Below are 23,546 nucleotides of genomic sequence, written 5' to 3'. Positions count from 1 at the left end.
CGGTAGGTCCCGGCGAGCGGCCCTGACGAGCCCTTACGCCGCCACCGGACGCCGAGATCCTGCCGCGCCGCCGCGCCGCGGGCTCGCCCCGAGAGCGCGCAGGACGCCGCGCGCGGCCTCGCGACCGGCCCGGTTCGCGCCGATCGTCGACGCGCTGGGCCCGTACCCGACGAGCTGCACGCGGGGGTCGCGGGCCGCCGTCGTGCCGTCGAGGACGATCCCGCCCCCGGGCGCGCGCAGGCCGAGCGGCGCGAGGTGGTCGAGCGCGGCGCGGAACCCGGTGGCCCAGAGGATGACGTCGGCGGGCTGGAACAGCAGCCCGTCGTCGTTCGCGCCCGCGGCCCACTCGACGCCCGACGCCGTGACCCGCTCGAACACCGGCCGGCGCCGCAGCACCCCGCTCGCGATCCCGGCGCGGTAACGCGGGGAGAGCGGGAGGCCCGTCACGGAGACGACGCTCCCCGGCGGGAGGCCGGCGGAGGTCCGCTCGGCGACGCGCGCGACGGCCGCACGACCGAGCTCGGGCGAGAACTCCTCCTCGACCCACACCGGTTCGCGGCGCGTGACCCACGTGGTCCCGGACGCGTGCGGCGCGATCTGGAGCAGGAGCTGCGTCGCGGACGCCCCGCCGCCCACGACCACGACGTGCTGCCCCGCGAAGTCCTCGGCCGCGCGGAAGTCGTGCGTGTGGAGCTGGCGGCCGCGGAACGTCTCCATGCCCGGGTAGCGGGGCCAGAACGGCCGGGTCCACGTGCCCGTCGCGTTGACGAGGGTGCGCGTCCGCACGACGAGCCCGCGCGCGTCCGGCCCGGCGCCGACCGTCGCGCGCACGCGCAGCAGGGCGGGGTCGTCGGGGTCCTCCACCACGTCGTCGACCGTGGCCGGGCGCACGACGCGCAGTTCGTTCTCGCGCTCGTACGCCGCGTAGTAGCGCGGAACGGCGACGTTGGCGCGCTCCGCGGGGTCGCCGGCCGGGAGCGGGACGCCCGGGAGGTCGTGCACGGCGTGCGTCTCGGCCATCGTGAGCGAGTCCCAGCGATCCCGCCACGCCCCGCCCGGGCCACGACCGCCGTCGAGCACGAGCGGGTCCAGCCCGGCGCGCCGCAGGTGGTACGCGGCGGAGAGCCCCGCCTGCCCGGCCCCGACGACCACGACGTCGCGCACGGCGCCCACCGGGCCACCGGCGCCCCCCGCACCCGTGCCCACCGCGTCCCGCACATCCGTCACCTGGCTCACGCCCCCTCAACGACCCGGCCCCGCCGAACCTTCCCCGCCACCCAGCAATGTGCCGAACACGACATGAGGGGCGTTGTCGAGCCGATGGCGTCCTCCATGTCGTGCTCGACGACGGGCAACGTCGGGTTCGGCACGGCACGGGCCGGGTTCGGCCGGTCGCGGGCGCCGGGGGCAAGATGGGGCGGTGGAGACCGCGATCCTCTGGCACACCGGGCCGCTCATCGACGACGTCGAGATCACGCAGGTCCACGAGCTCGCCGCCGCGGCCGAGAGCGCGGACGGCGTCGCCCCCCTCTCCGAGCAGCCGCTGCTCAACCTGCGCGAGGCGACCGACGACGTCGTGCACCTCCTCACGTGGCGCGCGGGCGAGCTCGCGGGCTACGCACAGGTGGACAAGCGTGGCGACGCACCGAGCGCTGAGCTCGTCGTCGCCCCCGCGCACCGCCGGCACGGGCTCGGGTTCCACCTGCTCGGCAGCGCCGCGGACCGCGCTGCCGAGCCGCGGCCGAGCGACCGGGGCGCCGACCACGACGGGCAGCCGCACCCCGGCGCGGAGACCGACGGCGAGCCCGCCCGCGCGCCGCGCCCCCCGCTGCGGGTGTGGGCCCACGGCGACCTCCCCGCGGCCCGCGGCCTGGCCGCGCGGGCGGGCTACGCCGTCGTGCGCGAGCTGCTGGTCCTCGAACGGCCGCTCGCCGGGCCGCAGGAGCGCCCCGCCGTCCCCGACGGCCTGCGGCTGCGCGCGTTCGTGCCCGGGGACGACGACGACGCGTGGGTCCGGGCGAACGCGCTCGCCTTCGCGCACCACCCGGAACAGGGCCGGCTCACGGTCGACGACCTACGCGCCCGGATGCGCGAGGACTGGTTCGACGCGGCCGGGCTCCTGCTCCTCGAGCGCGACCCGGCGCCCGGCGACGGGGCGCCCGAGCTCGTCGGGTTCGTCTGGACCAAGATCCCGACCGGCCAGCCCGACGGCGCGCGCGAGGGCGAGATCTACGTCGTCGGGGTCGTCCCGACCGCCCAGGGCGAGGGTCTCGGCCGGCTGCTGACCGCCGTCGGGCTCGCGCACCTCGCCGACCGGGCCGCCACGACCGCGGTCCTCTACGTGGACGGCGACAACGTGCCCGCCGTCCGCACGTACGAGCGCGCGGGCTTCACGCGGCGCGCCGTGCACGTGCAGTACGCGCGCCCGGCCGCGCGGTGACACGTGTCACGCACCGTTCACCAACTGGTGCCACCATGAACCCATGACCGACACGTCCACGCAGCGCACGCTCGACCCGGACCTGGCCGCGCACATCGCCGAGCACATCGCGGAGGAGCCGGAGATCGAGCCGGTCGGCACGGGGCTCGACCTCGGTCCGCTGCCCGACGACCGGTTCGCCGACCGCGAGCTGAGCTGGCTCGCGTTCAACCAGCGCGTGCTGGAGCTCGCGGAGGACCCGAGCCAGCCGCTCCTGGAGCGCGTGCGGTTCCTGGCGATCTTCGCGTCGAACCTGGACGAGTTCTTCATGGTCCGCGTGGCCGGCCTCAAGCGCCGCATGGCGACGGGCATCGCGGTCACCGCGGCGTCCGGCCTGTCGCCGCGCCAGGTGCTCGACGCGATCAGCGAGCGCGCGCACGACCTCATGGCGCGGCACGCGCGCGTCTTCGCCGACGAGGTCCAGCCCGCGCTCGCGGCGGAGGGCATCACGCTCGTGCACTGGGACGAGCTCGAGACCCGCGAGCAGGAGCGCCTGCACAAGTTCTTCCGCAAGCAGATCTTCCCCGTGCTCACGCCGCTCGCCGTCGACCCGGCGCACCCCTTCCCGTACATCTCGGGGCTGTCGCTCAACCTCGCGGTCGTCGTGGCGAACCCGACCACGGGCAAGGAGCACTTCGCCCGGGTCAAGGTGCCGCCGCTCCTGCCGCGGTTCATCGCCGTGGACGCGCGGGGCCGCCCGAGCGCACCGACGTCGCAGACGGCCGCCCCGGACCGCGGGCCGACGTCGTTCGTGCCGATCGAGGAGGTCATCGCCCAGCACCTCGACCACCTGTTCCCCGGCATGGAGGTGCGCGAGCACCACCTGTTCCGCGTCACGCGCAACGAGGACGTGGAGGTCGAGGAGGACGACGCCGAGAACCTGCTCCAGGCGATGGAGAAGGAGCTCCTGCGCCGGCGGTTCGGCCCGCCCGTGCGGCTCGAGCTCACGCCCGGGATCAGCCCGCGCATCCGGGCGCTGCTCGTGCGCGAGCTGGGCGTCGTCGAGGAGGAGGTGTACGAGATCCCCGAGCCGCTCGACCTCACGGGCCTCAACCTCATCGCCGACCTCGACCGCGCGGACCTGCACTTCCCGCCGTTCGTCCCGACGACGCACCGGCTCCTCGCAGAGGTCGAGAGCGCGTCGCCCACGGACGTGTTCGCCGCGATCCGCGAGCGCGACGTGCTGCTGCACCACCCCTACGACTCGTTCTCGACGTCGGTGCAGACGTTCCTCGAGCAGGCGGCGGCCGACCCGGCGGTGCTCGCGATCAAGCAGACCCTGTACCGGACGTCGGGCGACTCGCCGATCGTCGACGCGCTCATCGACGCCGCCGAGGCGGGCAAGCAGGTGCTCGCGCTCGTCGAGATCAAGGCCCGGTTCGACGAGCAGGCCAACATCTCCTGGGCGCGCAAGCTCGAGCAGGCGGGCGTGCACGTCGTGTACGGGATCGTCGGGCTCAAGACGCACTGCAAGCTCTCTCTCGTCGTGCGCCAGGAGTCGGACGGCCTGCGCCGCTACTGCCACGTCGGCACCGGGAACTACCACCCCAAGACGGCACGCCTCTACACCGACCACGGCCTGCTCACGTGCGACCCCGACGTCGGGCAGGACCTCACGCGCCTGTTCAACCAGCTCTCCGGGTACGCGCCGCAGTCGCGGTTCCACCGCCTGCTCGTCGCGCCGCGCACCGTCCGCTCCGGCCTCGTCGAGCGGATCGACCGCGAGGCGACCGCCGCGCGCGAGGGCCACGAGGCGTGGGTCAAGATCAAGGTCAACTCCGTGGTCGACGAGACGACGCTCGACGCGCTCTACCGCGCGTCGCAGGCGGGCGTGAAGGTCGACCTCGTCGTGCGGGGCATCTGCGCCGTGCGCCCCGGCGTCCCCGGCCTGAGCGAGAACATCCGGGTGCGCTCGATCCTCGGCCGCTTCCTCGAGCACTCGCGCATCTACGCGTTCGCGAACTCCGCGGGCCCAGCGATCGGCGAGGGCCCGGACAGCGGGCCCGAGGTGTTCATCGGGTCGGCCGACCTCATGCACCGCAACCTCGACCGCCGCGTCGAGGCGCTCGTGCGCATCACGGACCCCGACCAGGTCATCGAGCTGCTCGACCTGCTCGACGCGTCGATGTCCGAGCGCACCGCGTCGTGGCACCTCGACGCCGACGGCACGTGGCACCGGCCGGAGTCCGGACCCGACGGCACGCCCCTCGTCGACCTCCAGGCGAGCCTCGTGCAGCGACAGCGCCGCCGGCTCGTCGGGAGGCGGTAGCGGATGGGTGTGCCCTCCCCCGCCCTGCGCAGCGGTCTGCCCCTCGTGGACGCCCTCGGCCCGACGCACGTCTCGCACGCCCCGGTCATCGAGTCCGCCGGGGCCCTCGTGTGGCGCGTGCGCGACGACGACCTGCAGGTCCGCCTCGTCCACCGGCCCCGGTACGACGACTGGTCGTGGCCCAAGGGCAAGCTCGACCCCGGCGAGACGTTCCAGGCCGCCGCGGCGCGCGAGGTCGCCGAGGAGACCGGCAAGCCGGTCGTGCTGGGCGTCCCCCTGCCGGGCCTGCAGTACCTCACGCCCGAGGGCCGCGTGAAGCGCGTGCACTACTGGGCGGCGCGCAGGGCGTCGCGGAAGGCGGACGCCGGTGCGCTCGCCGCGCGCGCGCCCGTCCCGCCGGTGTCGCCGCAGGAGATCGACCGCGCGGCCTGGCTCTCGGCCGACGACGCCGCGCAGCGCCTCACGCGCCAGGCCGACCGTGCCCCGCTCGAGGCGCTCGTGCGCGAGCGCGAGGAGGGCCGGCTGGCGACGCACGTCGTCGTCATCGCGCGGCACGGCAAGGCCGTCGCACGCTCGGCGTGGCACGGCGACGAGCAGGACCGGCCGCTCACGCCGGCGGGGCACGCCCAGGCCGTCGCCCTGGTGCCGGTGCTCGCGGCGTACGGCGTCGAGACCGTCGTGACGAGCCGCTGGGACCGGTGCGCGCAGACGATCGCGCCCTACGCCGGCGCGTCGGGGCTGGAGACCGTGAGCATCGACCACCTCACGGAGGCGCAGCACGAGCGCTCCCCCGCGCGCGTCGCGCGGACCGTCCGCGAGCTCCTCGAGGCCGAGCGGTCCTCGGTGCTGTGCACGCACCGGCCCGTGCTGCCCACGGTGCTCGACGTGCTCGGCCAGCACTCGCGCCGACCCGTCGCGAACGCCCTGCCGACGCACGACCCGTTCCTCGAGCCGGGCGAGATGATCGTCGCCCACGTGGCCCGCACCCCCAAGGGACCGCGCGTCGTCGCGGCGGAGAAGGTCGCCCCGCCGCTGCACTGAGACCAGGACGAGGACGGCGCCCCGTCGATCCGGGCGGTACCCGGGTCGGCGGAGCGCCGTCTTCGTCGTCGTGTGCGGTGTGCGCGCCCGGCGCGCGGCGTCAGAGCAGGATCGGGCTGAGGATCCAGTAGACGACGGCCGCCACGAGCGCGGCCGCCGGGATGGTCAGGACCCACGCGACCCCGATGTTCTTCGCGACGCCCCAGCGGACCGCGGACAGCCGCTTGGTCGCACCGACGCCCATGATCGCGGAGGTGATCGTGTGGGTCGTCGACACCGGAGCGTGGAAGATGAACGCGTTGGCGTACAGCACGACGGCGGAGACCGACTCGGCGACGAAGCCGCGCGCCGGGTCGAGCTCGATGATCTTGCGGCCCAGCGTGCGCATGATGCGCCACCCGCCGGCGTACGTGCCGAGGGAGATCGCGGTCGCCGCGGACAGCTTGACCCACAGCGGGATCGTGTTGTCGTCCTGGAACCCGCCCGCGACGAGCGCGAGCACGATCACGCCCATCGTCTTCTGCGCGTCCTGGAGGCCGTGGCCCAGGGCCATCGCCGCCGCCGACGCCGTCTGCGCGATGCGGAAGCGACGGAACGCCCGGGCGGGCGCCGCGTTCCGGAACACCCACAGCAGCAGCACCATGATCGCGAACGCGAGCCCGAAGCCGATGAGCGGCGAGAAGACCATGGGCAGCACGACCTTGTCGAGGATCGCGTCCCAGTGGACCGTGATGCCCGACGCGATCCCGACGCCGGCGAGACCGCCGATGATCGCGTGCGTCGAGGACGACGGCAGCCCCAGCCACCACGTGATGAGGTTCCACGTGATCGCGCCGACGAGGCCGCACAGCACGATCACGAGTCCCTGATGGGGTGGGACGTCGTTGACCGCGACGATGTCCTCGGCGATGGTCTGCGCGACGGCCGTGCCCAGCAGGGCGCCGATGAGGTTGAACACCGCCGCCATGAGGAGCGCGGCGCGCGGCGTGAGGGCCCTGGTCGAGACCGAGGTCGCGATGGCGTTCGCGGCGTCGTGGAACCCGTTGGTGTAGTCGAACGCCAGGGCGAACGCCACGACGACGACGACGAGCACAGCCTCCACGGGGCTCAGGACTCCTTGAGCGCGATGGTCTCGACCGTGTTCGCGACCTTCTCGAAGGCGTCGGCCGCCTGCTCGAGGACCTCGACGATCTCCTTGAGCTTCATGAGGAGGACCGGGTCGGACACGTCGTCGAACAGCTCGGCGAGCAGCTTGCGGTGGACCTTGTCCGCCTGGTTCTCCAGGCGGTTGACCTCGACCCAGTACTCGGGGAGGTCGTCCATGGAGCGCAGGCGCGGCATCGCCTCGGCCGTGAGCTCCGACGCGCGCTGGAGCACCTGGACCTGCTCGGACACGCGGGCCGGGAGCTCGTCCACCTTGTAGAGGACGATGAGGTCGGCCGCCTCCTCCATGAAGTCCATGCAGTCGTCGAGCGCCGACGCGAGGGCGTAGATGTCGTCCCGGTCGAACGGGGTGACGAACGTCTGGTTGAGCCGCCGCATGATCGAGTGCGTCGCGTCGTCCGCGAGGTGCTCCGTCTCGCTGAGCTGCTTCGCGAGCTGCTTGCGCGTCGGGCGGTCCGCGCCCAGCAGCTCCGCCAGGAGCGTGGACCCTGTGACCAGGTGCTGCGCCGAGGCGGCGAGAAGGTCGAAGAACGAGGTGTCGCGCGGTGTCAGGCGCAGGCGCACGGGAGGCTCCGGAAGGGACGCGGGGTAGGGGCTGAGCTGGCGTCGGCCACAGGGGCCGCTCGGCCGCCGGACGGGGCCGGTCAGCCGGGGTGGTCACGATCTCGGGTCGGATGATCTCTGGATGAACGCACGTCGAACTCTCGTCAAATGTATCCGACGCACGGCGCGATGCTGGAATCGTCGGGGCGAAGGTCCCGGATCCTCAGGACACCCGCAGCCCGCGCCCGGCGTCCTCGCCGGGGCGACCACCCGTCCCGTGCGCGACGACGCGGGCGCGACGGGCGGGGAAGGCGGGAGAAGTTGGCGACGCCGGACCGGGAGCGCCTCTCGGCGCGTGGCCGCTCGTAGCGGCTGAGTGTGGAGCCCGGGGCTACCGCGGCCCGGCGTCGTGAACCATCGTACGTGCCGACCGCCCCCCGAGATACCTCGCCGACCCCGTGTTCGCGCTCCGCGAGAACCCCACCCCCCGACGTGCGCACCACCCCCGCACCCCGCACCCTCCGCCCAACCAGCCGAAGCAGACCCCCCGCCCCCCGGAGATAGTCCCCTGGTCGCGCGAGGTAGAGCCATGGTCGACCGAGGTAAAGCCATGGTCGGCGGAGGTAGAGCCATGGTCGCGCGAGGTAGAGCCCTGGTCGGCCGAGGTAGAACCGTGGTCACGACCCACGACGACGGCCCGCGCCCCGACCGCCTTCTCGACACGCCGGCGGCAACATCGAGACTCCGTCGGACAGCGGAACAGCGAACGCAACGACGACCGGCCGCACGGCAAGTCGTGAACGACCACCGCGGGCCGTCGCCCGGGCGAGGACTGACCAGGGCGAGACGACATAGGGCGGGGTGGGTGGTGGTGCCGCGTCGTGGTCGGGCCTGGCGGGAGCCGCGAGGAACGAGCGGCGGATGGTAGACGCGGCACCACCACCCACCCCGCCCACCCAAGGCAACCACTCGCCGTCGAACACAAGAACCACGGCTCTACCTTGTCCAACCAGGCCTCTACCTCGCGCGACCAGGGCTCTACCTCACGCGGTCGGCGGTCTCCCTCGGGGGTTCAGTCGAGGCGGTCGGCGCGCCAGAGCTCGGCGGCGTGCTCGAGCTCTTGGGCGGTGCGGAGGAGCGACCCGGCGCCGCGGGTCGTGCGGAGCGCGCCGTCGGGGTCAGCGACCTCGCGCGCGTCGGCGTCGAACGCGGCGCCGGTCGCGAGGATGCGGCAGAACGACCCGGCCCGCTCGAGCGCGACGGCGAGGTCGCCGGTGAACACGCCGGAGAGCACGGCATCGACGAGGTCGCGCACGTCCTGGGGGCCGGGTGGTCGGGGGACGCCGGCGATGGCCTCGTGGACGGGGGCGGCGTCGACCCCGAGGCGGTACCGCAGCGTCACCGTCTGCGGGTCGCGGCGGACCCACTCGCGCAGCACGTAGAGCCGCCAGAGCGCGCCCGGCAGGGAGTTCGGGGCGGCGTCGGACCACAGGCCGGCGACGACGTCGAGCCCCTCGGTCTCCACGAGGTGGACCAGGCGCTCGACGACCTCCGGGTCCTCGGTGTCGCGCGCGCGGTGGACGATCGCGTGCGCGGTCGTGTGCGCGACCTGGTCGCGGAGCGCGGGGTCGAGCTCGCCGGGGAGCTCGTCGGCGTCGCGGGGGTCGAGCATCGCCGGGCGGCGGGGTCGTTGCGTGCGGTCGGACCGACCGGGGTCGGGCCGGCCTGCGGGGGTGGCGGGGACGTCGTCGGGCACGCGCCCAGTGTCCACCCGGTGGGGGCCCGGTCGCACCGTCCCGGTACCCCCGCCGTGGCGGACGACCAGCGACCCGAGGCCCCGGCGAGGCGGCACCCCCGTTCGCCGCGCCGCCGAAAGCACCCCGCCCTACAGTGACGAGAGGGGCCTCGACCGGCTCCGGGACGGAGCGGAGGACGAGATGTCGAGCAGCGACGCAGCAGGTCACGCGACCGTGAGCGCACGCAGCGCGCACCGGAAGGCGATCGGTCTGGCCGTCGCCGCCGCCGTCGGCGGGTTCCTCTTCGGCTTCGACAGCTCGGTCATCAACGGGGCCGTCGCTGCGATCGAGGGCCAGTTCGACCTCGACTCGGCCGTCACGGGGCTCGTCGTCGCGATCGCGCTCCTCGGCTGCGCGCTCGGAGCGTGGTCGGGCGGCCGGCTGGCCGACCGCTGGGGCCGCACGCGCGTGATGGTGTTCGGCGCGATCCTGTTCTTCGCGTCCTCGATCCTGTCCGCGATCGCGTGGTCGGCGTTCGACCTCGCGATCTGGCGCTTCATGGCGGGTGTCGGCATCGGCATCGCGTCCGTCATCGCCCCGGCCTACATCGCGGAGATCGCGCCGGCGCGGCTGCGCGGTCGCATGGGGTCGCTGCAGCAGCTCGCGATCACGGTCGGCATCTTCGCGGCGCTGCTGTCCGACCAGCTCCTCGCCGAGACGGCGGGCGGCGCCTCCAACGAGCTGTGGTTCGGGTGGGAGGCGTGGCGGTGGATGTTCCTCCTCTGCGTGATCCCGGCCGCCGTGTACGGCATCCTCGCGATGCGCATCCCGGAGTCGCCGCGCTACCTGGTGGCGAAGGGTCGCGACGACGAGGCGCGCGCCGTGCTGGAGTCCGTCCTGGGCCCGGACGAGGACGTCGACGACCGCATCGCACAGATCCACCGTTCGATCGCGGTCGACGAGAAGAACGCCCAGGAGGGGACGCTCAAGGGCTCGACGTTCGGGCTCAAGCCGATCGTGTGGGTCGGCATCCTGCTGTCGGTGTTCCAGCAGTTCGTCGGGATCAACGTGATCTTCTACTACTCGACGACGCTGTGGCAGGCGGTCGGGTTCGACGAGAGCCAGTCGTTCCTCGTCTCGACGATCACGTCGGTGACGAACGTCGCGGTGACGTTCATCGCGATCGCGCTCGTGGACAAGGTGGGTCGTCGTCCGATCCTGCTCATCGGCTCGGCGGGCATGACGCTGTCGCTCGGCATCATGGCGCTCGCCTTCACGCAGTCGAGCGGGACCGGTGACAACATCACCCTGCCCGACCCGTGGGGCCCCATCGCCCTGGTCGCGGCGAACGCGTTCGTCGTGTTCTTCGGGGCGTCGTGGGGGCCGCTCGTCTGGGTGCTGCTCGGCGAGATGTTCCCGAACCGCATCCGTGCGGCCGCGCTCGGCGTCGCGGCCATGGCGCAGTGGCTCGCGAACTTCGCGATCACCCTCACGTTCCCGCCGATGCTGTCGGCGTTCGGTGCCTCGATCCCCTATCTCATGTACGCGGTCTTCGCGGCGCTGTCGTTCGTCTTCGTCTTCAGCAAGGTCCCGGAGACGAAGGGTGTCGAGCTCGAGGACATGGGCGACGAACGCGTAGGCCGCACGGCGCACTAGCCCTCCTGCCGAACCCGGGGTCGCTCCCCACGGCGTCCGCCACCTGAGGAGCGACCCCGGGTTCGGCCGTGTCCGGGTCCTGTGAGCCCGGTCGGGAATTCCTTGCTCCGCACAATGGTTGCTGAAAGCAACTGCGAGGAGTATGCTTGCCTGCAGCAACCAAGGAGTGCCCGTGCCCGTCATCACCCCCGCCGCGACCACCGCGGACCCCGAGCTCGCACCCGACCCGTCCCCCGCGGCGGGCCTCATCCGCGCGCTCGACGAGCTGGCCCGCGCCCAGCGCGAGTCGGCCGTCCGCATCGCGCGCGACCTCGACATCCCGCGTTCGTCGTTCGGCCTGCTCCGCATGCTCCAGCGGTGCGGTCCCGTCCAGCTCGGGGACATCGCCGCGAAGCTCCGCGTCGACCTCTCCGTGGCCAGCCGCCAGGTGAGCCACCTGGTCGACGAGGGCCTCGTCCGCCGCACGGTGGACGACGACGACCGGCGCGCCCGGACCGTCGAGCTCACCGACGCGGGGCGCGGGCTCGTCCTGCGGGCGTACGAGCACATCGACTCCCTCGCCGCCACGACGTTCGCCGAGTGGCGCGACGAGGAGATCGTCGAGGCCACGCGCCAGATCGAGCGCGTGGCCTCCGCGGTCGTCGCCGGCCACGCCGCACCCCGCACGACCGGGTGACCGACGGCGCCCGGCGGCACCACCGCCGTCGGGCACGTCCCCCGACCGCCGCCCGCGCCGCCGCGCGGACCGGCCACCAGACCACCTGACACCGCCCCACGACACGCCGGCCCTCCGACACGGCCCCGTGAGCAAGGAACCTCAGCGCCTCATGACCAGCACCACCCCAGAACGCACCGCCCCGCCCGGCGGCGCCGAGTCGTCCATGACCCGTCGCGAGGTCATGGAGTCCCTCTCCGGGATCCTCCTCGGCATGTTCGTCGCGATCCTCGCGAGCTCGATCGTCTCCAGCTCGCTCCCCAAGATCGTCAGCGACCTCGACGGATCGCAGTCGTCCTACACCTGGGTCGTCACCTCGACCCTGCTCGCCATGACGATCTCGACCCCGATCTGGGGCAAGCTCGCCGACCTCACCAACCGCAAGGTCCTCATTCAGGTCGCGCTCGTCGTCGCGGTCGTGTCCTCCGCCCTCGCCGGCCTGTCGCAGAACGTCGGGACGCTCATCGCGCTCCGCGCCTTCCAGGGCATCGGCGCGGGCGGCCTCATGGCCCTCGCCACCGTGCTCATCACGGACATCATCTCGCCGCGCGAGCGCGGCAAGTTCATGGGGCTCATGGGCGGCATCATGGCCGTGAGCCAGATCGGCGGACCGCTCCTGGGCGGCGTCCTCACCGACGCCGTGAGCTGGCGCCTCAACTTCTTCGTCGGCCTGCCGTTCGCGATCGCCGCGATCATCGTGCTCCAGCGCACGCTGCACCTGCCGAAGGTCGCGCGCCGCGTCGTCCGGATCGACTACTGGGGCGCGATCCTCATCAGCGCCGGCGTGTCCTCGCTCCTGCTGTGGGTGACGTTCGCCGGGCAGAACTTCGAGTGGCTCTCGTGGCAGACCTTCGCCATGGTCGGCGGCGCGGTCCTCGCGCTCGTCGGTGCCGTGCTCGTCGAGCGCGTGACCCCCGAGCCCCTCATCCCGCTGCACCTCTTCAAGAACCGCACGTTCGTCCTCGCGGTCGTCGCCTCGGTCGCGGTCGGCGTCGCGATGTTCGGCACCGCCGTGTTCCTCAGCCAGTACATGCAGGTGGCGCGCGGCAAGACGCCGACCGAGTCGGGTCTCCTGACGGTCCCGATGATCATCGGCACGTTCGTCGCGTCGACCCTGTTCGGCCAGCTCATCACGCGGTACGGCCGCTACAAGGCCTTCATGGTCACGGGTGGCGCGGTCCTCGTGGCGTCGCTGTTCGCCCTGTCGACGATCGACTACCACACGAGCTTCACGCTCATCAGCGTCTACCTGTTCTTCCTCGGCGTCAGCATGGGCATGCTCATGCAGAACCTCGTGCTGGCCGTGCAGAACACGCTCGACGTCGACGAGATGGGCGCCGGCACCTCGACGGTCGCGTTCTTCCGCAGCCTCGGCGGCGCGATCGGCGTGTCCGTGCTCGGCGCGGTGCTCGCGACCAAGGTCACGACGTCGATCCAGGACGGCCTGACCACGCTCGGCATCCCGGCCGACTCGATGGGCGGCGGCAACGCCGTGCCCGACGTCTCGACCCTGCCGGCGCCGATCAAGGACCTCGTCGAGAAGTCCTACGGCGACGGGATCGCCGAGATCTTCCTCGTCGCGGTGCCGCTCGCGCTGATCGCGCTGATCGCCGTGGCGTTCCTCAAGGAGGTGCCGCTCGGGACCAAGACCGGCCTGCAGGAGCGCCTCGAGAAGGAGGCTGCGCTCGCCGGCAGCGAGGCCCCCGTCGACGCGACCCCGGACCGCGTGACCCTCACCGAGGAGACGGAGTCCACCCTCCTCGAGGCGTTCGAGCCGGCGGGCGTGGTCGACGACGAGCGGACGGTCCGCTCGTCCCGCTGAGCCACCCCGCACGCTGGGTGCAGGGAATATGCGGTCTCGAATCGGTTCGGGGCCGCATATTTCCTGCACTCGGCGTGTTGGTCGGCCGTCCAGCGGGTGAGGTTTTCGGACGGGCGTGACCGTTGGCCGTCCCGGGCGTCATGATGGGCGTGTGCCCGCCGAGACCGCTCCCACCCGCACCGTTCCCGACGCCACGCGCGACGCAGAGCCGGACGTCGCGTACGTCGACCTCGAACGTGAGCTGCGGGTCCTCCTGCGCCGCGGCGGGGCGGCCGCGACCGCCATGGCACGCCGGATCCACCCGGACCTCGAGGCCAGCGCCTACCCGCTGCTCGCGCACATCGCCGACCACCCGGGTGTCCGCGGCTCGGAGCTCGCCGCGCACTTCGGCGTCGGGCGGGCGACGATCTCGCGCCAGCTCAGCCGGCTCCACGCCCTGGGCCTCGTCGCGCGCGAGGTCGACCCCGACGACTCGCGCGGACAGCTCATCACCCTCACGCCCGACGGCGAGACGCGGCTCCACGCCGCGCACAGCGGTCGGGTCACCTCGATCACCGAGGCGCTGGAGGGATGGGACCGGCGCGACGTCGCGACGCTCGCGTCGCTCCTGCACCGCTACTCCGAGGACGTCGTGCGCTGGTCCGCGAACCGGTGACGGCTCGCACCCCCGCGGCGTGACCGTGCCCGACGGCGACCGTCCGGCCCGCGGCCTCGTCGCGCCCGCGATCTCAGGGCCTCGGCGACGGCGTCGGATCCTCGTCGCCCTCGTCCTCGGGCTGGTCGTGCTCGCGGGGCTCGTCGTCGCGACGCGCGTGCCCGACCCGTGGGGGGACGTCGGCGGTGACGTCCTGTACGCCGTCGCGACGTACGTCCTGGTGGTCCTGGTCCTCGCGCGCGTCCGCCCCGTCGTCGCGGGCGCCGTCGCGCTCGGCTGGTGCTGGGCGGTCGAGGCGCTGCAGGCGACGGGCCTGGCCGCGGCCGTGAACGACGCGGTCCCGCCCGCGGCGTGGCTGCTGGGCAGCACGTTCGCGGTGCGGGACCTGGTCTGCTATCTGGTGGGCGTCGGGCTCGCGTGCGCGGTCGACACGGGGGCCAGCGCCCGGTCGGCTACTCCGACGCGGCCTGGAAGGTCAGGCTGACCGAGTTCATGCAGAACCGGTCGCCCGTCGGGGTCTGGGGCGCGTCGTCGAACACGTGGCCCAGGTGCGACCCGCAGCGCGCGCAGCGCACCTCCGTCCGCACCATGCCGAGGCTGCGGTCGGTGAGGAGCTCGACGCGGTCTCCCGCGAGCGGGCTGAAGAAGCTCGGCCACCCGCAGTGCGAGTCGAACTTGGTGTCCGACCGGAACAGCTCGTTGCCGCACGCCCGACACGCGTAGACGCCGACGCGCTTCTCGTCGAGCAGCTCGCCCGTCCAGGCGCGCTCCGTCCCCGCCTGCCGCAGCACGGCGAACTCCTGCGGTGACAGCTCGGCGCGCCACTCGTCGTCGGTCTTGACGACCTCGTAGGGCTGGTTCTCGTGGGTCTGGCTGGTCATGATCCACCTCCGACCATCCCAACCCCGCGCCCCGCCGCGCTGTTCCCGACCGTCACCCTCCGTTGTGGGCGTGAAATGGGCCCGGTCTCGACGAGGAGACCGGGCCCATCTCATGCCCACAACCGGGTGGGCGACGAGTCAGCGCGGGCTGGACGTCGAGTAGACGGTGCTCGAGCCGCCGGCCGGGCGCTGCGCGCGGCCGCGGCCGCCGCGGCGGCGACCTGCGGACTGGCCCGTCGAGCCGTTCCCGGTGCCCGAGGCGCCGCGTCCGTCCCGGCCGCCGCCCTCGGGGCGACCCGCACCCGACGCGCGCTGGCCGCCCTGGCCGCGCTGCGCCGTCGTGCCCTGGCCGGCGCCCTGGGCCGCGGGACGGCCGCCGCCCTGCCCGCCGCGGTTGCGGCGCGACGCGCGAGACCCGCCGTTGGTGGACGTGGTGCCGCGCTTCGCCTGCGTCTGCGGCGGTGTGATGTCCGCCGGGCGCACGTACTCCGCGACCTCGCCGACGAGGCCCTTGATCGTCGCGTCGCCGGGCGCGACCGGCTTCGGCTGGGCGGTGATCTTCGCCTTGCGCGTGAGGTCGCGCACGTCGCCGCGCTGCTCCGGGAGCATGACGGTGACGACGACCCCCTCCGACCCGGCGCGCGCGGTGCGGCCCGAGCGGTGCAGGTACGCCTTGTGCTCGGCCGGCGGGTCGACGTGCACGACGAGCTCCACGTCGTCGACGTGGATGCCGCGCGCCGCGATGTCCGTCGCGACGAGCACCTTGACCGCGCCCGAGGAGAACGCCTCGAGGTTGCGCTCGCGCGCGCCCTGGCCGAGGTTGCCGTGCAGGTCGACGGCCGGGACGCCGTTCGCGGTGAGCTGCTTCGCGAGCTTCTTCGCCTGGTGCTTGGTGCGCATGAACAGCACGCGGCGGCCCGTGCCGGACGCGAGCTCGTGCACGATCTGCTTCTTCGCGTCCGCGTCGCGCACCGCGAGGATGTGGTGCGTCATCTGCGGGGGCGCCGCCGCGGCGTCGTCCACCGAGTGGCGCACCGGGCTGCTGAGGTAGCGCTTGACGAGCTGGTCCACGCCGTTGTCGAGCGTCGCGGAGAACAGCATGCGCTGACCCTGCTTCGGCGTCTTGTCCATGATGCGCTTCACGCCGGGCAGGAACCCGAGGTCGGCCATGTGGTCGGCCTCGTCGAGCACCGTGATCTCGACGCCGTCGAGCGTGAGCAGGCGCTGGTTGAGGAGGTCCTCGAGGCGGCCGGGGCACGCGATGACGATGTCCACGCCCTTGTCGAGCGCGGCGACCTGCCGCGACTGCGCGACGCCGCCGAAGATCGTCGTCGTCACGAGGCCGAGCGCCTTCGCGACCGGCTCCATCGTGGCGTTGATCTGGTTGGCGAGCTCGCGCGTCGGGCACAGCACGAGGGCGCGCGGCCGGCGCGGCTGGCGCGACGACTTGGCCCACGACAGGCGCGAGACGGTCGGCAGCGAGAACGCGAGGGTCTTGCCGGAGCCCGTGCGGCCGCGGCCGAGGACGTCACGGCCCTTCAGCGAGTCGGGCAGCGTGGCGGTCTGGATGGGGAACGGGGAGTCGATGCCCTGGCGAGAGAGCTCGCGCACGACAGGGGTGGGCAGGCCGAAGTCGGCAAAGGAAGTCACAGGTGATGGGCCTCTCGGGGCTCAAGGTCGGGGTCCGCCGCACGCAATCCGGGGGGATCTCCACGACGCGGGGCGCGCGGGATCGCGCTGCCCTCGAACCTCCAGTGTCTCATGCCGGACGCCGGAGCACGGGTGAGGTGCGTCTCGTCGCCGGTGGCACGCGCCGGGTCCGCCGCCGAACACGACATGGAGGACGTCAACGGCGTCTTCGCGACCGCCATGTCGTGCTCGACCGCGCGCGGAGTCGTTCTCGGCGGGCTCCGAGCCGTCTGTGGTGGAATGGCGCGCGTGCACGCGCCGACGCCCTCCCTCGCCGTAGCCCGAGCCGTGCTGTCCGACGGCGGGACCACCTCCGGAGGCGACGTCGCCTCCTCCGTGGGGGACGTCGTCGGGCAGGTGTGGGAGGCCGCGACGACGCCCGTCGCTCCCCCGGCGACCGCCGTCGTCGTGGCGATGGGCGTGCTCGCCCTGGCGGTCGTGCTGGTCACGCCGGTCTGGCGCGTCGCGCGGCACGTCGTGACGATCGCGCACGAGGCCTCGCACGCGCTCGCCGCGCTGCTCACCGGACGGCGCCTCTCGGGCATCCGGCTGCACTCCGACACCTCCGGCCTCACCGTGTCGTCTGGCCGGCCGCGCGGGTTCGGCATGATCCTCACCGCGTTCCTGGGGTACGTCGGACCGGGCCTCATCGGGCTCGGGGCCGCCGCGCTCCTGCGCCAGGGCTACGCCGTCGGGCTGCTGTGGCTGCTCGTCGTGCTGCTCGCCCTCATGCTGCTGCAGATCCGCAACTGGTTCGGGCTGTGGTCCGTGCTCGTCACGGGAGCCGCGCTCGTCGGCGTGTCGTGGTGGGCGTCGCCCGACGTGCAGAGCGCCGTCGCCTACGCCGTCACGTGGTTCCTGCTGCTCGGGGCGGTCCGGCCCGTGCTGGAGCTGCAGAGCGAGCGGTCGCGCGGACGGGCGGCGACCTCCGACGCCGACATCCTCGCGCGCCTCACGCACCTGCCCGGGCTGTTCTGGGTCGGGGTGTTCCTCGTCGTCACGCTGGGCGCCGCCGTGCTCGGCGGCTCGTGGATCGTGGGGCGGGCGGCCTGAGGACGGCGCGAAGAGGCTGCCGCCGCCCGGCACGACGACGGGCCGCCCGCCGGAGCGGACGGCCCGTCGTGCGACCAGAGACGCGCCTGGAGGAGGAGGAGGACGCGTCGTCGAGATCGTCCGGCGCGGGCGCCGGGAGAACTGGTGGTGTCAGCCCTGAGGAGTCAGGACGAACGCCGGGCCCTGCGCGTTCGGGTCCGTGTCGAGCGTGAGGTTCGCGAGGGTCGGGGCCGTGGCGGACTCCACGAACACCTTCGCCTCACCGTCCTCGACCACCGTGTCGTCAGGCTGCGGGCCGGGCACGAGCGCGAGCTCGAAGCTGCCCGCCTGGTCCGCGGACTCGGCGATCCGCAGACCGCCTCCCTCCGGGACACCGGCCTGGGTCTGCAGGTCGTGGACAGCGGTACGGGCGTTGTCGGTCAGGGTGAGCACGAGAGCTCCTCTCGTCGCCGGGCGGGGCCTGCGGGACACGTCCGTGCGGCTCACGCCTGGCCGGCGTGACCTGCCGTCGGTGCACCCTCCCGCGGGCCCCTCGGTCCACTCCACCGAAACAAGAACGGGCTCGACTCGCAAGCGAATCGCCCGATTCTCACCGAATTTCTCACGGACCAAGACCGCGCGTGACAGCGCCCGACGACGCGCGTAGGGTCCGCGCCCGCGCGCCCGCTACACCCGCGGTCGGCAGCTCCTGCCGAGATCGGCGCTCCCGGTTGCCGATATCGGCAGGGACCGCCGACGTCGTGGCGAACTGCCGACCCGGGCGCGCGGGTAGCCTGTGCCTGGACGCCGCCGGGCGTCCAGGGCCTCTAGCTCAATTGGCAGAGCTGCGGACTTTTAATCCGTAGGTTGTGGGTTCGAACCCCACGGGGCCCACTCTCCGCGCGCGCCGCCCCGCGGGCGAGCGACCGCGGTCAGCGTGCACGACGGCGGACCACGACGTGCTCCGCTGCCACCAGTGCCGCGCACCCGAGCAGCACGACGGCGATCGTCGTCCAGCTCGCCTGGACGCACGCGTCGGTCGCGTCGGACGACAGCGGGTTCAGCCCGCCGAGCGGCTCCTCGATGCACGTGTACCGCTGTCCGTCGTCGGTGACGTCGCGAGGCGCCACGGTCACGAGCATCAGGCCCAGGACGAGCGTCGCGGTCGTGGCTGCGAGGACGGCACGGAACCGACGACCCGGGGCACCACGGCGCCGCACCGCCGGCCACACCGCGGCGGCCAGGAGTGCGAGGAACGCGCACAGCACGAGGATCGTCCACATCGGTTGCCCGAGCGTACCGGGATCCGAGGACCGCATGCGGGCGGCGCGGCGCGTGCGCCTCGTGTTCATCCGCTGTTGGTTGTGCCCCGCACCGTAGGGCCGGAACGTCGGGTCATGGCGATGGAGGACGAGGACCGCGAGATCGACGTCGTGGTCGAGCGGATCAGTGCGCGCTTCCCGGAGGTGCCGGTGGACGACGTCCGCGACCAGGTGCTCGCGGAGCTCGGGCGCTACCAGACAGCGCACGTGCGCGACTTCGTGCCGGTCCTGGTGGAGAACGCGGTGACGGACGTGCTGCGGTCGGGCAGCCGACCGCCCCGGCCCGCGCGGAGGACGCCGCCGCCCGGCCGATGAGTCCGGGTGTGGGCGGCCGTCGGTAGGTTCACCGGCGGGTCGAGCGGCCCCCCCCCGACGACGAGGAGCACGCATGTCCTTCCAGGCCTATCTCGACGCGGTCGAGGACAAGACCGGCCTCACCCCGCGCCAGCTCGTCGACCTGGCGCACGAGCGCGGGTTCGACGAGTCCACGAAGGCGACGCCGATCCTCGAGTGGCTCAAGGACGACTACGGGCTCGGGCGCGGGCACGGCATGGCGATCGTGCACGTCATCACCAAGGGCCCGCAGATCTCGTCGAAGCACGTGGGGTCCGACGGCACGCACCGCGACGAGTCCGACACCCTGTGGCTCGACGGCAAGGCGACCAAGCCCGCCTGACGCACCGCGGACACCGCCCGGGTCGCCCCGCGCACCGCGGGCAGGGAGACCTCGGGGTCGCCCGTCGCCGGCCCCGGTGCACGCTCGACGAAGCCCCGGGTGCCCGACGACGTCCCGCGAGCGGGCGGCGTCGGGCACCCGGGCGTGCTGCCAGGTCAGGGACGGGGCGGCGTCAGAACGACCAGCGCTGGGCCTCGGTCTGGTTGCAGGTCCAGAGCTGGACCTTCTGGCCGTCGTGGAGCGGCGCCCCACCCTGGGCGTCGAGGCACTTGCCGGACTGCGGGTTGCGCAGGGCCTGGGTGCCGGAGTCGTAGACCCACTGCTGGGCGCCCGTGCCGTTGCACGTGTAGATCCACACGACGGTGCCGTCCGCGGTCCCGCTGCGGGCGACGTCGAGGCACTTGCCCAGCGCGCGCACGGTCCCGTCGGACCCGCGCGTCCACTGCTGCGCCGCGTTGCCGCTGCAGTTCGCGAGCTGGACCTGGTTGGTGTCGGTCGGGTCGGCCCACGGCACGTCGAGGCACAGCGCGGCGCCGGCGCGGATCGTCCCGGTGCCGGTCGGCAGGCCGCCGCCGGGGTTCGGCTGCTCGGTGCTGCCACCGTTGTCGCCGATGGGCGTCGCGGCGCCCGTGAACGGGTCCAGCTTGATGAAGGCGGCCTGGGGGTTGCCGTCGTGGACGAGCGACTCGTGCGCGCCGACGTCGTCGAACGCGAAGGCGTACGCCCGGCCGTTCGCCATCTGCTGGTGCGCGAGCTTGGCGTAGACGTTGGTGCGCGCGTCCTGGTAGAAGCCGGCGTCGCTCGCGTCGGGCTGGTTCGGGTTCGTCAGCGCCGTGGTGCGGATGAGCGCCGCGCACAAGGTGCGGGCGATCGGCCCGACGACGTGGTCGTTGGGCGCCTGGAGGTCCTTGTGGCACCCGTACACGCTCGACGCGTCGGGCTTCTTGAAGGCTGCGACCTCCTGCCCGGACGCGTTCCTGAACCGGAACCAGTCGCCGTCGACCCGCCCGCGGAACTGCGTGCCGGGCTCGTGGGAGAACGGCGTGACGACCATGTCGCGCGTGCGGTAGGAGTTCCACACCTCGGTGACGTACGAGTCGATCGACGCCGAGGAGATCTTGCCGACGTCGATCCCGTGCGACGGGTTGAGCGCGCGCAGGCGGCTCCCGTCAGGGGCGCGCTGCACGAGCCCGCCCCACCCCGCGCTCTCGAGGGCCGTGTAGAACGCCTCGTAGCCGTTCGGCGTGAGCATGCCCGTGCTGAGGACCTGCCCGTCGGCGCGCTGGACGCCCACCTGGTACGGCGCGGACCAGTGGTCCACCTGCGTGCTGTTGATCCACAGCCCGCCGTCGTTGAGCGTGTACTCGGTCCAGTTGAAGAGGATGTTCCGGTTGGGGTCGGAGTCGTTCTGGACCGCGGGCTGGACGAGCCGCCCGTCGAGCACGATCTGGAACGTCATCTTCTGGCCGTACGAGTAGTAGACGCGCCCGGACAGCTTCGGGAGCCGGATCGTCACGGACTGGCCGGGGCCGGGGCCCGCGATCGACGCGTCGGGCGCCGGGACGGGCACGGGCCCCACCCCGCCGGGCCACGGGTGGAACGTGCCGCCCGCGTCGGCCCAGCCGGCGACGCCGTCGCGCTCGCCGAGGACGTACAGGTAGATCGGCCCCTTGCCCGAGTCGTTGGTGATCGTGAGCGGGATGGTCGCCGGGACCGCGCTCGCGGGGGCCGCCGCACCGACGACCGCCCCGCTCACCGCGAGGACCGCCGCGCACAGGGCGGCCCACGCTCGTCTGCTTCTTCTCCGCCTGTCGAGACTCATGCCAGGTCTGCTCCTTGTTCGGTTGCTCCGTCGAAACCGCACTCGCCGGACGGCCCGGCGACGGCACTGCCGCACGAGGTGTGGGAGCGCTGCCACGACCGTAGCGGACGCCACGCCAACGCGCCAGGGAGCGCTCCCACGACGTCGCCGCACGGCCCCCACCGCACCCGGGCCTGCCCGGCACCTAGACTCGAACGAGTGCAGTGCCACCACTACGACGCCGGCCGGTGCCGGTCGTGCAGCCTCCTCGAGCTCGCTTACCCGGCGCAGCTCACCGGCAAGCAGGAGCACTGCGCCGACCTCCTCGCGCCGCTCGCGCCCGACCTGACCTGGCTGCCCACGGTCGACTCGGCGGAGTCGGGCTTCCGCAACAAGGCGAAGATGGTCGTGACCGGCACGACGGACGCCCCGGTGCTCGGCATCCTCGGCGAGGGCGGCGGCGTCGACCTCACCGACTGCCCGCTCTACCCGGCCGCGCTCCAGGCGTCGTTCCCGGCGTTCGCGGACTTCGTGACCCGCGCGCGGCTCGTCCCCTACGACGTGCGCGCCCGTCGCGGCGAGCTCAAGTACGTGCTGGTGACGCTGTCCCCCGACGGCGACCTCATGGCACGGTTCGTCCTGCGGTCCACCGAGTCGCTCCCCCGGGTCCGCAAGCACCTGCCGAGCCTGCTCGACGCGCTGCCGGCGCTGCGCGTCGTCTCGGTGAACCTGCACCCGGAGCACAAGGCCGTGGTCGAGGGCGAGACGGAGATCCTCCTCACGGACGCCGAGACGCTGCGCATGCGCGTCAACGGGATCGACCTGCACCTGCGCCCTCAGAGCTTCTTCCAGACCAACACCGACGTCGCCGCCGCGCTCTACCGCCAGGGCCGCGAGTGGGTCGACGACGCCGCGCCCGCCACGGTCTGGGACCTCTACTGCGGGGTGGGCGGGTTCGCGCTGCACGTCGCGGGACCGGGCCGGGACGTCGTCGGCGTCGAGACGAGCGCCGAGGCCGTCGCGAGCGCGCGGCTCACCGCGCGCGACGCCGGCCTCGACCGCGCGACGTTCCTCGCGCAGGACGCGACGGCGTTCGCGCTGTCGCGGCACGTCGCGCCCGACCTCGTCGTCGTCAACCCGCCGCGGCGCGGCATCGGGGAGACGCTCAGCATGTGGCTCGAGGAGTCCGGCGTCGGGCACGTCGTCTACTCGAGCTGCAACGCGACGTCGCTCGCGCGCGACCTCGCGCGCATGCCGTCGCTGCACCCGCGCGCCGCCCGGGTGCTCGACATGTTCCCGCAGACGTCGCACTACGAGGTCGCGGTCCTGCTCGAGCGCGGCTGACCGCGCTCGTACGGGTGCCGTTCACCCCGGCGCCGAGATCGACCCGAGCGTCCGAGATCGACCCTCCGGAGGCCGATCTGGCGACGGGCGGGCCGATCTCGCGGTCAGGGGCGCTCGCCCGCGCGCCGCGCAGCCTCGACGGCGGACGCCTCCAGCCGCTCCCGGTAGGCCGCCCACTCGGCCTCGTCGAGCGCGGGCAGGTTGCCCCGGCCGTCCCCCGCAGCGCCGTCGACGAGCTCCCGCACGATGTCCGCGTGGCCGGCGTGGTGCGCCACCTCCGCGAGCACGTGCACGAGCACCTGGTGGAGCGTGACGTCGCGGTTCTCCGGGCGCCACCACGGCACGTGGCCGGGCGCGTCGAGGTCGAGCGACGCCACGGTCGCGTCGCACAGCTCCGACGACCGGCGGAAGAGCTCCAGGATCTCCTCCCGACTCTCGTCCGCCGTGGCCCACATGTCGGCGTTCACGTCCGCACCGTCGGCGAACCAGGGCAGCTCCAGGTCGTGCGTGCCGCCGAACGCCTCGTGGAGATAGCCGAGCTGCACGCTGCCCACGTGCTTCACGAGTCCCAGGACGTTCGTGCCGGTGCGCGTGAGCGGACGGCGGACGTCGTACTCGCTCAGCCCCTCCGCCTTGGCCAGCAGCGCGTCCCGCTCCCGCCCGAGGTACCGCAGCAGCGTCGCCTTGGGGTCGTCAGGTGCCGTCCTCGTGCTCATCCACC

At 73.2% G+C, this 23,546-nt stretch carries 22 protein-coding genes and 1 tRNA gene; 13 read left to right on the top strand and 10 right to left on the bottom strand.

Annotated features, from left to right (window positions below; genetic code table 11):
* Positions 1 to 33: 33 nt before the first annotated feature.
* Entirely contained in the window at positions 34 to 1,164 is a 1,131-nt protein-coding gene (locus NHH00_RS19980; RefSeq protein WP_253055329.1) for an FAD-dependent oxidoreductase, read from the bottom strand.
* A gap of 256 nt (positions 1,165 to 1,420) precedes the next feature.
* Here NHH00_RS19980 and mshD point away from each other — a divergent pair, with 256 nt between their 5' ends.
* Genes mshD through NHH00_RS19965 form a run of 3 tightly spaced genes read left to right on the top strand, consistent with a single transcriptional unit; the run spans position 1,421 to position 5,789 of the window.
* The gene (gene mshD, locus NHH00_RS19975; protein WP_253055271.1) at positions 1,421 to 2,440 is read left to right on the top strand and encodes a mycothiol synthase; all 1,020 of its coding nucleotides are present in this window, start codon (positions 1,421 to 1,423) and stop codon (positions 2,438 to 2,440) included.
* A gap of 43 nt (positions 2,441 to 2,483) precedes the next feature.
* Entirely contained in the window at positions 2,484 to 4,748 is a 2,265-nt protein-coding gene (locus NHH00_RS19970) for an RNA degradosome polyphosphate kinase (protein WP_253055270.1), read from the top strand.
* Between the two features lie 3 nt (positions 4,749 to 4,751).
* Positions 4,752 to 5,789 (top strand): NUDIX hydrolase, encoded by a 1,038-nt coding sequence (locus tag NHH00_RS19965; protein WP_253055269.1) that lies wholly within the window; start codon positions 4,752 to 4,754, stop codon positions 5,787 to 5,789.
* 100 nt (positions 5,790 to 5,889) lie between these two features.
* Here NHH00_RS19965 and NHH00_RS19960 read toward each other — a convergent pair whose 3' ends face one another.
* The 3 genes from NHH00_RS19960 to NHH00_RS19950 all read right to left on the bottom strand — a co-directional run bounded on the left by NHH00_RS19960 (position 5,890) and on the right by NHH00_RS19950 (position 9,168).
* Positions 5,890 to 6,891, bottom strand: a complete 1,002-nt coding sequence (locus NHH00_RS19960) for an inorganic phosphate transporter (protein ID WP_253055268.1) — start codon at positions 6,889 to 6,891, stop codon at positions 5,890 to 5,892.
* A 5-nt stretch (positions 6,892 to 6,896) separates the two neighbouring features.
* A complete protein-coding gene (locus tag NHH00_RS19955; RefSeq protein ID WP_047231395.1) occupies positions 6,897 to 7,517 on the bottom strand; it encodes a DUF47 domain-containing protein in 621 nt (206 codons plus the stop codon).
* Positions 7,518 to 8,568: 1,051 nt separating this feature from the next.
* Positions 8,569 to 9,168, bottom strand: a complete 600-nt coding sequence (locus NHH00_RS19950; RefSeq protein WP_253055328.1) for a hypothetical protein — start codon at positions 9,166 to 9,168, stop codon at positions 8,569 to 8,571.
* A 265-nt stretch (positions 9,169 to 9,433) separates the two neighbouring features.
* On the opposite strand from NHH00_RS19950, the gene NHH00_RS19945 reads away from it, so the two are divergent.
* From NHH00_RS19945 to NHH00_RS19925, 5 genes are all read left to right on the top strand, one after another.
* Positions 9,434 to 10,888, top strand: a complete 1,455-nt coding sequence (locus NHH00_RS19945; protein WP_253055267.1) for a sugar porter family MFS transporter — start codon at positions 9,434 to 9,436, stop codon at positions 10,886 to 10,888.
* A gap of 172 nt (positions 10,889 to 11,060) precedes the next feature.
* Positions 11,061 to 11,564, top strand: coding sequence for a MarR family winged helix-turn-helix transcriptional regulator (locus NHH00_RS19940; RefSeq protein ID WP_253055266.1), 504 nt, complete (start codon positions 11,061 to 11,063; stop codon positions 11,562 to 11,564).
* 151 nt (positions 11,565 to 11,715) lie between these two features.
* The gene (locus NHH00_RS19935) at positions 11,716 to 13,425 is read left to right on the top strand and encodes an MDR family MFS transporter (RefSeq protein ID WP_253055265.1); all 1,710 of its coding nucleotides are present in this window, start codon (positions 11,716 to 11,718) and stop codon (positions 13,423 to 13,425) included.
* Positions 13,426 to 13,576: 151 nt separating this feature from the next.
* Entirely contained in the window at positions 13,577 to 14,080 is a 504-nt protein-coding gene (locus tag NHH00_RS19930; RefSeq protein WP_253055264.1) for a MarR family winged helix-turn-helix transcriptional regulator, read from the top strand.
* 19 nt (positions 14,081 to 14,099) lie between these two features.
* A complete protein-coding gene (locus NHH00_RS19925; protein ID WP_253055263.1) occupies positions 14,100 to 14,564 on the top strand; it encodes a ribosomal maturation YjgA family protein in 465 nt (154 codons plus the stop codon).
* Here NHH00_RS19925 and msrB read toward each other — a convergent pair.
* Positions 14,533 to 14,961, bottom strand: a complete 429-nt coding sequence (gene msrB / locus NHH00_RS19920; RefSeq protein WP_253055262.1) for a peptide-methionine (R)-S-oxide reductase MsrB — start codon at positions 14,959 to 14,961, stop codon at positions 14,533 to 14,535. The genes NHH00_RS19925 and msrB overlap by 32 nt on opposite strands.
* A 138-nt stretch (positions 14,962 to 15,099) precedes the next feature.
* Positions 15,100 to 16,611, bottom strand: coding sequence for a DEAD/DEAH box helicase (locus NHH00_RS19915; protein ID WP_253055261.1), 1,512 nt, complete (start codon positions 16,609 to 16,611; stop codon positions 15,100 to 15,102).
* A 375-nt stretch (positions 16,612 to 16,986) separates the two neighbouring features.
* Between NHH00_RS19915 and NHH00_RS19910 the strand changes: the two genes are divergently transcribed.
* On the top strand, positions 16,987 to 17,703 hold the full coding sequence (locus tag NHH00_RS19910) for a M50 family metallopeptidase (protein ID WP_253055327.1): 717 nt from the start codon (positions 16,987 to 16,989) through the stop codon (positions 17,701 to 17,703).
* A gap of 150 nt (positions 17,704 to 17,853) precedes the next feature.
* Here the strand turns inward: NHH00_RS19910 and NHH00_RS19905 are convergent, their stop codons facing one another.
* Positions 17,854 to 18,135, bottom strand: coding sequence for a HesB/IscA family protein (locus NHH00_RS19905; protein ID WP_253055260.1), 282 nt, complete (start codon positions 18,133 to 18,135; stop codon positions 17,854 to 17,856).
* Positions 18,136 to 18,503: 368 nt separating this feature from the next.
* Here NHH00_RS19905 and NHH00_RS19900 point away from each other — a divergent pair.
* Positions 18,504 to 18,576: transfer RNA gene (locus NHH00_RS19900), tRNA-Lys, on the top strand.
* Between the two features lie 38 nt (positions 18,577 to 18,614).
* On the opposite strand, the gene NHH00_RS19895 is transcribed toward NHH00_RS19900, so the two are convergent.
* Positions 18,615 to 18,965, bottom strand: coding sequence for a hypothetical protein (locus NHH00_RS19895; protein ID WP_253055259.1), 351 nt, complete (start codon positions 18,963 to 18,965; stop codon positions 18,615 to 18,617).
* A 114-nt stretch (positions 18,966 to 19,079) separates the two neighbouring features.
* On the opposite strand from NHH00_RS19895, the gene NHH00_RS19890 reads away from it, so the two are divergent.
* Together NHH00_RS19890 and NHH00_RS19885 are read left to right on the top strand one after the other, a co-directional pair.
* The gene (locus NHH00_RS19890; protein ID WP_253055258.1) at positions 19,080 to 19,319 is read left to right on the top strand and encodes a three-helix bundle dimerization domain-containing protein; all 240 of its coding nucleotides are present in this window, start codon (positions 19,080 to 19,082) and stop codon (positions 19,317 to 19,319) included.
* Between the two features lie 73 nt (positions 19,320 to 19,392).
* Complete coding sequence (locus tag NHH00_RS19885; protein ID WP_064316845.1) at positions 19,393 to 19,680, top strand: DUF4287 domain-containing protein; 288 nt, start codon at positions 19,393 to 19,395, stop codon at positions 19,678 to 19,680.
* A 172-nt stretch (positions 19,681 to 19,852) separates the two neighbouring features.
* On the opposite strand, the gene NHH00_RS19880 is transcribed toward NHH00_RS19885, so the two are convergent.
* On the bottom strand, positions 19,853 to 21,502 hold the full coding sequence (locus NHH00_RS19880) for a glycoside hydrolase family 64 protein (protein ID WP_253055257.1): 1,650 nt from the start codon (positions 21,500 to 21,502) through the stop codon (positions 19,853 to 19,855).
* Positions 21,503 to 21,700: 198 nt separating this feature from the next.
* Here NHH00_RS19880 and rlmC point away from each other — a divergent pair, with 198 nt between their 5' ends.
* Positions 21,701 to 22,825: a 23S rRNA (uracil(747)-C(5))-methyltransferase RlmC gene (gene rlmC / locus NHH00_RS19875; protein ID WP_253055256.1), complete on the top strand. Its 1,125-nt coding sequence runs from the start codon at positions 21,701 to 21,703 to the stop codon at positions 22,823 to 22,825.
* Positions 22,826 to 22,929: 104 nt separating this feature from the next.
* Here rlmC and NHH00_RS19870 read toward each other — a convergent pair whose 3' ends face one another.
* On the bottom strand, positions 22,930 to 23,541 hold the full coding sequence (locus NHH00_RS19870; RefSeq protein ID WP_253055255.1) for a DinB family protein: 612 nt from the start codon (positions 23,539 to 23,541) through the stop codon (positions 22,930 to 22,932).
* Between the last annotated feature and the right edge of the window lie 5 nt (positions 23,542 to 23,546).

Origin of the sequence: Cellulosimicrobium cellulans (genome assembly GCF_024124905.1) — a bacterium.
Classification (GTDB): domain Bacteria; phylum Actinomycetota; class Actinomycetes; order Actinomycetales; family Cellulomonadaceae; genus Cellulosimicrobium; species Cellulosimicrobium cellulans_G.
This window is presented reverse-complemented; position numbering and strand designations above follow the sequence as displayed.